General features: G+C 42.8%; 10 protein-coding genes. 5 read left to right on the top strand and 5 right to left on the bottom strand.

Annotated elements, in window-relative coordinates:
* Window positions 1-32: 32 nt before the first annotated feature.
* The 3 genes from WA352_RS12475 to WA352_RS12465 all read right to left on the bottom strand — a co-directional run bounded on the left by WA352_RS12475 (window position 33) and on the right by WA352_RS12465 (window position 4,499).
* Window positions 33-1,316, bottom strand: coding sequence for a ribonucleotide-diphosphate reductase subunit beta (locus tag WA352_RS12475; RefSeq protein ID WP_033133489.1), 1,284 nt, complete (start codon window positions 1,314-1,316; stop codon window positions 33-35).
* A 143-nt stretch (window positions 1,317-1,459) separates the two neighbouring features.
* Entirely contained in the window at window positions 1,460-1,591 is a 132-nt protein-coding gene (locus WA352_RS12470; RefSeq protein ID WP_004804753.1) for a hypothetical protein, read from the bottom strand.
* A 73-nt stretch (window positions 1,592-1,664) separates the two neighbouring features.
* Window positions 1,665-4,499, bottom strand: a complete 2,835-nt coding sequence (locus tag WA352_RS12465; RefSeq protein WP_005205652.1) for a ribonucleoside-diphosphate reductase subunit alpha — start codon at window positions 4,497-4,499, stop codon at window positions 1,665-1,667.
* Window positions 4,500-5,043: 544 nt separating this feature from the next.
* Here WA352_RS12465 and bfmR point away from each other — a divergent pair.
* Together bfmR and bfmS are read left to right on the top strand one after the other, a co-directional pair.
* On the top strand, window positions 5,044-5,760 hold the full coding sequence (gene bfmR / locus WA352_RS12460) for a response regulator transcription factor BfmR (RefSeq protein ID WP_004655457.1): 717 nt from the start codon (window positions 5,044-5,046) through the stop codon (window positions 5,758-5,760).
* Window positions 5,761-5,868: 108 nt separating this feature from the next.
* Window positions 5,869-7,509: a sensor histidine kinase BfmS gene (gene bfmS, locus WA352_RS12455; RefSeq protein ID WP_004804758.1), complete on the top strand. Its 1,641-nt coding sequence runs from the start codon at window positions 5,869-5,871 to the stop codon at window positions 7,507-7,509.
* A gap of 114 nt (window positions 7,510-7,623) precedes the next feature.
* Here the strand turns inward: bfmS and WA352_RS12450 are convergent, their stop codons facing one another.
* Window positions 7,624-7,980 carry a hypothetical protein gene (locus tag WA352_RS12450; RefSeq protein WP_004804760.1) on the bottom strand — a complete coding sequence of 119 codons (357 nt, stop codon included), beginning with the start codon at window positions 7,978-7,980 and terminating at the stop codon, window positions 7,624-7,626.
* A gap of 92 nt (window positions 7,981-8,072) precedes the next feature.
* On the bottom strand, window positions 8,073-9,491 hold the full coding sequence (locus WA352_RS12445; protein ID WP_033133490.1) for a GGDEF domain-containing protein: 1,419 nt from the start codon (window positions 9,489-9,491) through the stop codon (window positions 8,073-8,075).
* Window positions 9,492-10,187: 696 nt separating this feature from the next.
* Between WA352_RS12445 and ndhC the strand changes: the two genes are divergently transcribed.
* The 3 genes from ndhC to nuoC all read left to right on the top strand — a co-directional run bounded on the left by ndhC (window position 10,188) and on the right by nuoC (window position 13,299).
* Window positions 10,188-10,739, top strand: coding sequence for an NADH-quinone oxidoreductase subunit A (ndhC, locus tag WA352_RS12440; RefSeq protein ID WP_004804766.1), 552 nt, complete (start codon window positions 10,188-10,190; stop codon window positions 10,737-10,739).
* 6 nt (window positions 10,740-10,745) lie between these two features.
* Window positions 10,746-11,423, top strand: coding sequence for a NuoB/complex I 20 kDa subunit family protein (locus WA352_RS12435; protein WP_004655450.1), 678 nt, complete (start codon window positions 10,746-10,748; stop codon window positions 11,421-11,423).
* An 88-nt stretch (window positions 11,424-11,511) separates the two neighbouring features.
* Window positions 11,512-13,299 carry an NADH-quinone oxidoreductase subunit C/D gene (gene nuoC, locus WA352_RS12430; protein ID WP_004804769.1) on the top strand — a complete coding sequence of 596 codons (1,788 nt, stop codon included), beginning with the start codon at window positions 11,512-11,514 and terminating at the stop codon, window positions 13,297-13,299.
* Window positions 13,300-13,306 lie beyond the last annotated feature (7 nt).

Genomic DNA, 13,306 nt, shown 5'->3' with positions numbered 1-13,306 from the left:
ACTCATGTGTCGCGTGACGCGTGACGTTCAACTTACCAGCTTAACGCACCACCAGTTTGGTAATCCGTTACACGCGTTTCAAAGAAGTTCTTCTCTTTACGCAAGTCCATCATCTCAGACATCCAGCCAAACGGGTTGGTTACACCAGCAAATTGCTCAGGTAAACCAAGTTGCGCTAAACGACGGTTACAGATGAACTTCAAGTATTCTTCCATCATGCTTGCATTCATACCCAATACACCACGTGGCATCGTGTCACGCGCATATTCGATCTCAAGCATCGTGCCTTCAAGAATCATTTGAATCACTTCTTCTTGGAAGTCAGCCGTCCACAAATGTGGGTTCTCGATCTTGATTTGGTTGATCATGTCGATACCGAAGTTCAAGTGCATAGACTCATCACGCAAGATGTACTGGAACTGCTCAGCAACACCGTTCATCTTGTTACGACGACCCATACTCAAGATTTGAGTAAAGCCACAGTAGAAGAAGATCCCTTCAAGAACGCAGTAGAACGCAATCAAGTTACGCAATAAACGTTGGTCGTTTTCAGGTGTACCAGTGTTGAAAGTTGGATCACTTAAAGATTGAGTGTACTTCAAGCCCCACGATGCTTTACGTGCAACAGATGGAATCTCGCGATACATGTTGAAGACTTCGCCTTCGTCCATACCCAAAGATTCGATACAGTATTGATAAGCATGCGTGTGAATCGCTTCTTCAAATGCTTGACGCAAGATGTACTGACGGCATTCAGGGTTGGTAATGTGACGGTAGATCGCCAATACCAAGTTGTTTGCAACCAATGAGTCCGCAGTCGAGAAGAAACCCAAAGAACGCATGATGATGGTACGCTCATCTTCAGTTAAGCCATTTTCAGACTTCCAAAGCGCGATATCATGGTTCATGTTCACTTCTTGCGGCATCCAGTGGTTTGCACACCCGTCAAGATACTTCTGCCAAGCCCACTCGTATTTAAACGGAACAAGCTGGTTTAAGTCAGCGCGACAGTTGATCATTGCTTTATCATCAACCTGAACACGCTGTGCACCCATCTCAAGCTCTTCCAAGCCAGGTGCAGCATCTAAGTGTTCTAAGGCAGCAGATGCTCGTGCCAACGAATCGGTTGGATTTGTTGATCGCACGGTACTGGTTCCAGCGGGTTGTGCAGCAGCCACGCGCGGCGATGATTGCTCTGAATCAGATACCACTTGCGTATTAACCGTTTTTTGCGTGTCGATGGGCGCAGACTTGTGTTCAGGTGTAGTCGGTTTTTGCGAATCATCTTCAAAATCGTCCCAACTAAGGATAGACATATTCATTCTCTCTTCGTTGCTTTATATCTTTTATTTAGACATCTCAAGCAAGGAGATGTCCTACTATACGCTCAATTTGTGTAAGCAAAATTAAGTTTTATTGACTGAAATTTTAAAAAGTGACCAATGGACACCGATAATCCCTAAAACTTATTTTGCTTACGCTGTTGTTTACGTATTTTAAAAAATGCGTAAACCATTGGAATATAAAACACTAGAAAGGCACAGATCAGGACTATCACACCAAATTGATAATTATGACTGAGATGGAACATGATCTATGCCTCAATAGAAACCTTTCTCGAACTCCCTCCAAAGGAGAGGGAGTTTATGCAGAGAGGTGTGAAATTACTGACAAGCTTCGCAGTCTGGATTGTCAATTGAACAGGCCAATGGCACTGGCGCTGCTGTTGAGAAACCATCATCTTCAGTTTGAACTTCAGCTTTTTCTGCTACAACCGCTGCTGCCGCAACCACAGGCGCTTCAACCGATGCTGGTTTAACTGCATTCAGTGCCCCAGTATTAATGGTTGATTTCTCTGCAGAAGTCGCACCTAAAGCTCGGAGGTAATATGTAGTTTTAAGACCACGTAACCATGCCATCTTATACGTGATGTCAAGTTTCTTACCATTCGCGCCAGCGATGTAAAGGTTCAATGACTGTGCTTGGTCGATCCATTTTTGACGACGTGACGCAGCATCTACGATCCAGCGAGTATCCACTTCAAATGCAGTCGCGAAGATTGCTTTTAATTCTTCAGGAATACGCGCAATCTTTTGAACTGAACCTTCGAAGTGTTTCAGATCATTCACCATTACGGTATCCCAAAGACCACGTTCTTTTAATGCACGAACAAGGTAAGGGTTGATCACGGTGAACTCACCAGAAAGGTTAGATTTCACATACAAGTTCTGGAAAGTTGGCTCAATTGATTGAGACACGCCACAAATGTTAGAGATGGTTGCAGTCGGTGCAATCGCCATCACATTTGAGTTACGCATACCGTCTTTTTGAACTTTGGCACGTAAAGTGTCCCAGTCTAAACGTTGAGTGCGATCCACTTCGAACATACGCTCTGGACGCGATTTCGCAACGATTTCTAAAGAGTCGATTGGCAAGATACCTTGATCCCACAATGAACCTTTGAATGTTGAGTAAGCACCACGTTCAAGCGCAAGGTTGCTTGATGTTTCAATTGCGTAGTAGCTGATCACTTCCATCGATTCATCAGCGAAATCAACGGCTGCATCTGAACCATAAGCAAGATTCATTTCATACAATGCATCTTGGAAGCCCATGATACCCATACCCACAGGGCGGTGTTTCAAGTTCGATGTTTTCGCTTGTGGTACAGCATAGTAGTTAATGTCGATGACGTTATCGAGCATACGCACCGCAGTTTTCACTGTACGCGCAAGCTTTTCACGATCTAATACGCCACCTTGAACGTGTTGTACAAGGTTGATCGAACCTAAGTTACACACCGCGATTTCATCTTGGTTTGTGTTTAAAGTGATTTCTGTACACAAGTTCGAAGAGTGAACCACGCCCACGTGTTGTTGTGGTGAACGTAAGTTACATACGTCTTTGAATGTGATCCATGGGTGACCTGTTTCGAACAACATCGAAAGCATTTTGCGCCATAAATCTTTAGCACGTACTTTCTTGTGTAGCATGTTTTGTTCTTTTGCTACAGCTTCGTAGTGTGCATAACGCTCAGCGAATTCTGCGCCAGTTAAATCATGCAGGTCTGGTGTTTCAGACGGTGTGAACAAGGTCCATTCAGCATCTTCAAACACACGTTGCATGAACAAGTCAGGCACCCAGTTCGCTGTGTTCATGTCGTGGGTACGACGACGGTCATCACCTGTGTTTTTACGTAGCTCTAGGAATTCTTCAACATCCAAGTGCCAAGTTTCAAGGTATGCACAAACTGCTCCTTTACGCTTACCACCTTGGTTTACCGCAACGGCTGTATCGTTGGCAACTTTAAGGAATGGAACCACACCTTGAGATTTACCGTTGGTGCCTTTGATATAAGAGTTCAATGCACGTACAGGTGTCCAGTCATTACCTAAACCACCCGCCCATTTTGATAGCATCGCGTTGTCACGCATTGCACCATAAATGTCATACAGGTCATCACCAATCGTGGTTAAGTAACAGCTAGATAATTGCGGACGCAATGTACCTGAGTTAAAGAGCGTCGGTGTAGAAGCCATGTAGTCGAAGCTAGACAATAAGTCATAGAACTCGATTGCACGGTCTTCTCTATTTTCTTCATTGAGCGAAAGACCCATTGATACACGCATAAAGAATAATTGTGGTAATTCAAAACGCACGCCATTTGAATGGATGAAGTAACGGTCAAATAAAGTTTGTAGACCTAAATAAGTGAACTGGTTTGAGCGTTCTGGTTTGATCGCAGCAGCCAATTTTGCAAGGTCAAAATCAAGCAAGTCCTTAGAAAGAAGATCAAGCTCAATACCTTTCTTCAAGAAGGTTTCTAAAGCATCACCTTCTAAGGTGTCTGTCGGTAGACCGAGGAACTCTAAACCTGTGCTAACGAGTTCGCTACTAAGTAAACGCGCAGTCACATAAGTATAGTTTGGCTCTTGTTCGATACGGGTACGCGTTGCCATCATCATGGTGGTCGCGATATCGCTTTCTTTTACGCCGTTATATAAGTTCTTTACCGTTTCATCAAGAATGGCTTGAACATCAATTCCTTCTAGACCTTCACTTGCAGTTTCAATGGTGGCTGTAAGCGCATCCAAATCCAATGGTTGGAGCTGACCATTGGCATCTGTAATTTGAAGGGTAGGGTGATGGTTCGCACCAGTTTGCTGACGAGCACTTGCGCGTTGGTCACGATAAATGACGTAGGCACGTGCAACTTTTTGCTCGCCTGTACGCATCAATGCCAATTCAACTTGGTCTTGAATTTCTTCGATATGAATCGTACCGCCAGAAGGCAAACGGCGATTGAATGTGTTCATTACCATTTCAGTCAGTTGAGTGATACGGTCATGGATACGACTTGAGTCAGTACCTTGTTGACCTTCAACAGCTAAAAATGCTTTCCCAATCGCAACAGAAATTTTCTCGGCATTAAATGTCGCAATCTCACCGGTGCGCTTAATGACCTGAAGTTGGCCAGGAGTAGAAGTGATGATGCTCATGTCAGCATAGCTCCATTATCATCTATTTTTATGTTCATGGACCGTTTGAATCGAGCAAAAAGTATGCCACGATGTTTGAGGGATAAACACAATACTTAGTGGTTAAAGTTTATTTTCAACACAAGATACGGGATTTTTTGCAGTAGATCAATCCTTGACTTTTTACTAATTTTTTTTTCATGTGTTAACTGCTGAAATCACAGTCACATAGCATATCAAAGCCATTAAAAAAGGCTTATAGATAACTCTGTGGATAACTCAAAAAACAGACACTTAAATTGTTTTGGGTGAATAAAGAAACAAATTGTTTAACATTGGCACAAAATCTATACTAAATATTCATCCTGTCGGAAAAAGCATAGAGAGCTGAAAAATATATTAAAATTCATAATTTTAATAAAAATATAACAAAAGGGGTTAGGCGTGTATCAGTTTGGTGAACGCCTACTTGTTTACAATGTAAACGTGTGTATATTGCAAAACATAAACCAATGTATCTGTCAGATTTCATAGATAGATTCACTCAGATTTTAGGGGCAAACAAATGAGCCAAGAAGAAAAGTTACCGAAGATTTTGATCGTAGAAGATGACGAACGCTTAGCACGTTTAACACAAGAGTATTTGATTCGTAACGGTTTAGAAGTTGGAGTCGAAACGGATGGTAATCGTGCAATTCGTCGCATTATCAGCGAGCAACCAGATTTAGTGGTTCTCGATGTGATGTTGCCGGGCGCAGATGGCCTGACCGTTTGTCGTGAAGTACGTCCGCATTACCATCAACCAATTTTGATGCTCACTGCACGTACTGAAGATATGGATCAGGTTCTTGGCTTGGAAATGGGTGCAGACGATTATGTTGCGAAACCTGTTCAACCACGTGTGTTATTAGCGCGCATCCGTGCTTTATTACGCCGTACTGACAAAACAGTTGAAGACGAAGTTGCACAACGTATCGAGTTTGATGACCTTGTGATTGATAACGGTGGTCGTTCAGTAACGTTAAATGGTGAGTTGGTTGACTTCACCAGCGCTGAATATGACTTGTTATGGTTGTTGGCGTCGAATGCAGGTCGTATCTTGTCTCGTGAAGATATCTTTGAGCGTCTTCGTGGTATTGAATACGATGGTCAAGATCGTTCGATCGATGTACGTATTTCACGTATCCGTCCAAAAATCGGTGATGACCCAGAAAATCCAAAACGTATCAAAACAGTGCGTAGTAAAGGTTATTTATTCGTTAAAGAAACCAACGGAATCTAAACTCTCTAAAGCCTCCTTTTAAAAGGGGGCTTTTCCCTTGATAGAGGAGGGGCTTGTACAGCGTGGCTGTTCAGGAGAGATTTTAACTAGCTTGGAATTATTTACCCTATGGTAAGTCGAGTACTGAAAAACAGCATATTCTTGCGTATCTATGCTGGATTGGTGGTTTTGGTTGTTGTGGTTGCCGCATTTTGTTATTTGCTGGTGCAGATCATTAACTATCAACGGGCGCAAGAATATCGTGAATCTCTTACCGATGGCATTTCTTATGTCATTAGTGAAGGGGTATCTCGTCAGCCAGAAAAGCAACAAAAGTTAGATTGGATTTCCGATGCGTCTGATTTGCTGGAACTACCGATCTACTATGTCGATGCTGAACGGGTAGAACTATCGCGTACCGAGAAAAAACGTATTGCTGAGCAAAAATCAGTGGTTCGTTATGATGCGAATAATGGGATTGGCTATATCATTATTGGCCTGAAAGACGACCCTAAGCATTTCCTCTATATTAAAGTCGATAAAATTGGCGAACGCCAAATGAAAGCGCTACCGATTTTTGTACTGGATTATTTGATTTTCTATCCAGGGCAGGAGCGTGAGTATTTAGACAAAATTAAAAAGCATTTCTATTACCCAATTGAAATTGCGGATATTAAAGACATTAATCTGGATTCGGAGCAGATTGGTCGTTTGCGCCAAGATCAAAGTGTGTTGCTGTATAAAGACAGTGCAACTGTGCGTGGCACCACCATTTCGATTGTTTCTCCAATGCCAAACCATCCTGCGCAAGTGCTGATTTTAGGGCCTGTTCCAATGTTTAATTGGATGCCGTTCCAGCTGTCAGCAGGGATCACCTTATTCAGCTTGTTCTTATTAAGTTTGGGTGTTTATGGCCTGATTTTACCGCTTGAGCGTAAAATTCGTCAGGTCCGTTATGCCTTGAATAAGATGAAGTCGGGTGACTTGTCATTGCGTGTACCCATTGAAGGTACTGACGAAATGGCAAATTTGGCATCCAGTTATAACAATATGTCAGATCATATTCAGCGTTTGATTGAAGCGCAGCGTGAATTGATGCGTGCGGTGTCGCATGAACTCAGAACACCTGTGGCACGGATTCGTTTTGGTATGGAGATGCTGGCTGAAGAAGATGATTATAATTATCGTATTCAGCAAGTGGACATGATTGATAAAGATATTGAAGCACTCAATACCTTGATTGATGAGATCATGACCTATGCCAAATTGGAGCAAGGTACGCCATCTCTAGATTTCGAAGACATTGTACTGGTTGAAGTATTGGATCAGGTCGCAATGGAAACGGAAGCATTGAAGACGCAAAAAGAAATTGAACTGATTGCACCGCCATTAGCCTTGAAAGTGGATGCAGAACGCCGCTATCTACACCGAGTGGTGCAAAATCTGGTCGGTAATGCAGTACGTTATTGCGATAATAAAGTCCGCATTAGTGGTGGGGTTCGTGCTGACGGTAATGCCTATGTCTGCGTCGAAGATGACGGGCCGGGGATTCCTGAACAAGAGCGCAGTCGTATTTTTGAGGCCTTCGCCCGTTTAGATGACAGCCGTACCCGTGCTTCAGGTGGTTATGGTCTAGGTCTGTCAATTGTCAGCCGGATTGCCTATTGGTTTGGTGGTACGATCCAAGTCGATCAAAGTCCAAACTTGGGCGGTGCACGCTTTATCATGACGTGGCCTGCCAAGCGTTATAAACAAGTCATTAAAAAATAAGTAGTGAAAAAGGAATGATATTTATCATTCCTTTTTTTATTGATATTAATAAAAAAGCCAAAGCAAAATACTTTGGCTAAATCAGGTCTTTTGGCGACCTTGAATTATTACTATTTATTCATGAACAGATGGATCGGGTTCAATCAACGGTTTGCCTGAGCGAAGGCTCTGCAATGCATCTGCATTGAAGTCAATCAGTAGCGCATTGTTCTTGATATCGATTTTATAACCTTTGATCAGGGTTTGATCTCCATTTAAGGTTTCGACTTTATAGCCATCGGCAATATTGAGAATACTTTCTAAATTGGTTGTTGTGGCGGCAAAATCCTCTCTAAATACTTCGTAAATGTCTCTTAAATCAAAAATTGCATTATCAGCATCTGGATGTTTTCGAACATAACTTTCTATATGGCGCATCAGAAGTTGTGAAAAAAAGAAATAATCCGAAGCGTGAGTGTATTCTAGATGCATATTTTTCTCCTTTTGTTCTCATTCTAGAATACTCATCTATTCGCGCTGCTGTGTATAAAGATAATTAAAGTATTTAGCTGAATTGCAACATATTATGTCGAAATGACAACTTGGTTTCGGCCCTGCCGTTTGGCTTGATACAGCGCATCGTCGGCCTGCTTAAATAATTGCTCAATGGCGTGCTGATTTTCAGGTGTGCAGATACAAATTCCAATGCTGATTTGAATGAAGAAACGTTGCTGTTGTTCATGTTCAATCGGGGTTTGGCTGATCTGTAGGCGGATTTTTTCAGCGCAGAGATAAGCTGCATCGGCATCGGTGTCGGTCATAAAGATAGCGAACTCTTCACCGCCTAAACGACCGAGCAAGTCTTGAGGGCTGAGTAGGCTCTGAATGGTGTGCACGCAGCTTTGCAAGGCACGATCACCCATCTGGTGTCCATAGCTGTCATTCACTTGTTTAAAGTGATCAATGTCGAGCATAAGAAAGGCCGTACTTTGACCAGCCTGTGTTGCTTGCTGCTGGAACAGTTGCACCGATTGTAGAAATTGGCGGCGGGTCAGGCTGGAGGTGAGTTCATCATGCGCAATGGTATCTTGCAATTCTTGGATTAGCTTGGATCTCACCATATTGATACTGGACACGGTGAGTGGGGCAATCGTCATCATAATCAGTCCAAGGCGGATTGAGATGGCATTATTTAAAAATTGCTGGGGATAAAGTAGCAGGTAGTTCTGCGAGACGTGATAGATCACAAAGGCGCAGCTGATCGAAGTAATCATTGCCACTGAAAAATGACGATAGCTCAATGCACACCAGATCAGTGCCGCAATTGGATAAAGTAGGGAACCGGGACCTGCATCATAGTAGCCAATTGCAATGGAGAAAATAACTGCAAATAGCGGTAAGCTTTCTTGTACCGTTTGAGTTTTAAACTCTTGGAGTTGCTGTTTAAATTCACTCCAAAGCGGAGCACTAATGATTGCCGGGAGCAGTAATAATGCATTTTGAATTTCCGCAGTAAACCAATAGCCAAAATCAATCCAAAATGAACCTAAAGCAAATTTGGTGTTAAATAAAGGTAGGGTGAGGGCTGCAAATAATGAGCTAGCCAAACCACCGATACAGCAAAAACTAAATAGAAATAGATAAAAATAACCATGATGCATTGAACGGATAAATGCATTAAATTTGACATATAGGGCCAATGTCGTGATGACGTAGAGTAGATTTGCTGAGGTTAGACAAATATTGAGTAAAAAAGGCGTATCTTGTGAGGTATCGGCAAGTAGGTAACCCACGATTGCCCCAATAAAACTGATCGGGTGGCGTGTTTGCGGAAAACGAATGAGTAAACCGAGCAGAACCGAGTTAGCAGGCCAAAAAGAGGCAAGAAAGGTGAGGTGTCTGGTTGCGATACCGAGTAGGCAGCACAATAGAATTACCCCACTAAAAAGTAGAAATAATTGTAAAAGGGAGCGTGGTTTTAATGCTGCATAGGCTTGGGGCATGCTGACGCGGTTCTATGGGGAGGCAAGGTCGCGCTATTATATAGGGTCTGTTGAGATTTCACAGATGCTTGCGACAGAGGACATTTTTTAGACGGTACAAGGCAGGTTTTACGAAACTTAGTTATTCTAAGTGTGTGAGACCTAACGCCGTAACGGCAAAAAAAGTCCCTGTCCTTGCGCTGCGTCAAAGCAATGCTTTGCTCTTGCTTAGGTTATGGCTAAAACCTCCATAAACTGCGTTATGAAACTTGGCAAGGGGATCACCATTGCCTGCATTTCATGCCTTGTTTCTGTCGTTTTAGCCGATAACGCAATGCATGGCTGAAATGTCAACAGGCCCTAACTTCTGTTTAAATTTTCATCATAAATTTGTATCAATGCAATGATTTAGTTCGTGCTGCAATATATTGGGGCGGACCACTCAAAATTTAGATTTTTTCACGATGTAGAAAAAGAAAAAAATGATCAATATAGTCTTCTTGATTAGATAATTCGATTTTTAGGGGTGAATTAACCATGATCTTGGATATATCGGTAAATTTAAGGACAAAATCATCCGAAAGACTAAAGCGCTTCAACTAGCATGAGAAATTAGAAATCAGGTACAATTGGCGGGATTAATTTTGTGTTTGGTGTATTTGAAGGCCAATACATACATTCTTTGTTAAAAATAGGCCTGCCAGGAGTTATCCCCGCATGAGTGCCATTACTCCATACGAATGGGCAATAATTGCCTTCGTGATCGGCGTTACATTTCTTTGCGTTTTTATGCTCACTGTTCCCTTACTCCTAGGGGGTAAAGCATGGGGACGTGCAAAGCAAGAGCAGTTTGAATCAGGTGTAGTTGGTGCGGGCGGTGCTCGTATCCGCTTGTCAGCCAAGTTCTATTTAGTTGCAATTTTCTTTGTGGTTTTCGATCTGGAAGCCCTCTATCTCTACGCTTGGGCAACTTCAGTTCGTGAAGTCGGTTGGGTTGGTTTTGCAACGGCTGCTGTCTTTATTTTAGTTTTATTAATCGGTTTGATTTATGAGCTTTCTACAGGCGCACTTAACTGGGCACCTTCAGATCGTCGTAAAGCAGCTGGGATTAAAACCAAAATAGGTTCGCCAAATATGAACATTGCTGACATTACGCGATTCAATAATATTGAAGAGTTAGTTGTCGATCCTACTGGTCATATTCCAGCACAGTCTTCAGGTCGTGTTAAATCTAAAACACCGACTACATCATTACTTAAAAAGGAGTAAGTCGGGATGAAATATACTTTAACCCGTGCGAATCCAGATGCCGATCAATATCCATTACAAGATCGTCAAATCGTAACTGATCCACTTGAGGAAGAAGTTAATAAAAGCGTGATGATGACGCGTCTTGAAGATGTGTTGCATACAGCGGTGAACTGGGGGCGTAAAAACTCTTTGTGGCCTTTTAACTTTGGTACTTCATGCTGCTACGTTGAATATGCAACGACTTTAACGGGTGTACATGACTTATCCCGTTTTGGTGCTGAGGTTATTCGTGCTTCACCACGTCAAGCAGATTTGATGATTGTTGCAGGGACCTGCTTTGTCAAAATGGCACCTGTAATTCAACGTTTGTATGAACAAATGCTTGAGCCTAAATGGGTGATCTCAATGGGTGCTTGTGCGAACTCTGGCGGTATGTATGACATCTACTCTGTAGTTCAAGGTGTCGATAAAATTATTCCTGTTGATGTGTACATCCCAGGTTGCCCGCCTCGTCCAGAAGCATTGATTCAAGCATTGATGTTACTTCAAGACCAAATTCAACTAGAGCGCCGTCCACTTTCAGCGGTTATTGGTGATGATCTTCAGCCTGTGTATAAGCCAAAGATGATGCCAGAACGTGACCGTAAAAATGCTGAACGTATTGCGGTGAAAAACTTACGCTCTATGGATGATATTAAATAATTTTCTCGATGAGTTTTTGACATGTCCCGTGATGGGTATGGTCATCGGAAAAATTGCCAGAATTTGTATTAAATAGGAAGCCAAGCCAATGGCTGAAACTGACATTGCTATGCCAGAATCAACACCAGTTGATTCCCGCCCTGCATTTGCAATCGTAGAAGAGCTCAAAACCAAATTTGGTGAGAACTTCTATGTGCAGACGACTTTTGAAGAGTTTCCAACAGTCTGGGTTGAGCGCGCACGCGTGCAAGAAGTCCTTATGTTCCTCCGTAAAGTGGAACGTCCTTATGTGATGTTGTTTGACTTATCAGCGGTAGATGAGCGTTTACGTGTTCACCGTGATGGTTTACCAGCATCTGACTTCACTGTGTTCTATCACTTGTTATCGCTTGAGCGTAATAGTGATATTCGTATTAAAGTTGCGTTGAATGAAAATGATTTAAGCATTCCAACTGCAACCAACATTTGGCCAAATGCCAACTGGTACGAGCGTGAAGCTTACGATATGTTCGGTATCGATTTCGCAGGGCATCCAATGCTCCGTCGTATCTTGTTACCAACCTATTGGGAAGGTCACCCATTACGTAAAGAATATTCAGCGCGTGCGACAGAATATACGCCGTATATGCAAGACCAAGCAAAGCAAGATTTCGAACAAGAACACTTACGCTTTGTACCAGAAGACTGGGGTCTAAAACGCGGTAATGACGACGAAGACTTCATGTTCCTGAACTTGGGTCCTAACCATCCATCTGCACACGGTGCTTTCCGTGTGGTATTACAGTTGGACGGTGAAGAAGTGAAAGACTGTGTGCCTGATATCGGTTATCACCACCGTGGTGTGGAAAAGATGGCTGAACGTCAAACATGGCATTCATTCATTCCTTATACCGATCGTGTCGACTACCTCGGTGGTTGTGCGCAAAACATGCCATACGTGATGGCTGTTGAGCAGCTTGCTGGTATTAAAGTACCTGAGCGTGCACAAGTCATTCGTGTGATGTTGAACGAATTATTCCGTATCAATAACCACTTGTTGTTTTGTGGTACAGCGATTCAGGATGCGGGTGGTATGACTCCTGTATTCTATATGTTCGCAGACCGTCAAAAAGTCTATGACATCGTTGAAGCGATTACGGGTTACCGTATGCACCCAGCATGGTTCCGTATTGGTGGTACAGCACACGACCTTCCAAATAACTGGCAAAAACTTGTTAAAGAGTTGCTAGAGTGGATGCCGAAACGTTTGAATGAGTACTACACTGCTGCACTTAAAAACTCAGTATTTATTGGTCGTACGCGTAACGTTGCGCAATACGATGCTAAATCTGCGTTGGCTTGGGGTGTAACAGGTACTGGTTTACGTGCGACGGGTATTGATTTTGACGTTCGTAAATATCGTCCATACAGTGGTTATGAAAACTTCGACTTTGATATTCCAGTGGAATATGAAGGCGATGCATATGCACGTGTCTTGGTTCACTTCCGTGAAATTACTGAGTCGTTGAAAATCATTCAACAGTGCTTGGATAACATGCCATCTGGTCCTTATAAAGCGGATCATCCATTGGCTGTTCCACCACCGAAAGATAAGACATTACAAGATATTGAAACCTTGATTACGCACTTCTTGAGCGTATCTTGGGGTCCAGTAATGCCTGCGGGTGAGTCATCATTTATGACGGAAGTCGTGAAAGGCGCGAGTACTTATTATTTGACTTCAGACAAGTCAACGATGAGTTACCGTACCCGTATTCGTACACCGACATTCACTCACTTACAGCAAATGCCTTCAGTGATTAACGGCAGTTTGGTTTCTGACTTGATCATTTATTTGGCGACCATTGACGTGGTTATGGCTGACGTGGATCGCTAGGGGTAAA

This window comes from Acinetobacter sp. 102 (assembly GCF_037028485.1).
Classification (GTDB): Bacteria; Pseudomonadota; Gammaproteobacteria; order Pseudomonadales; family Moraxellaceae; genus Acinetobacter; species Acinetobacter higginsii.
Note: the sequence above shows the minus strand (reverse complement) of the source record. Positions and strands in the feature narration are given on the sequence as shown.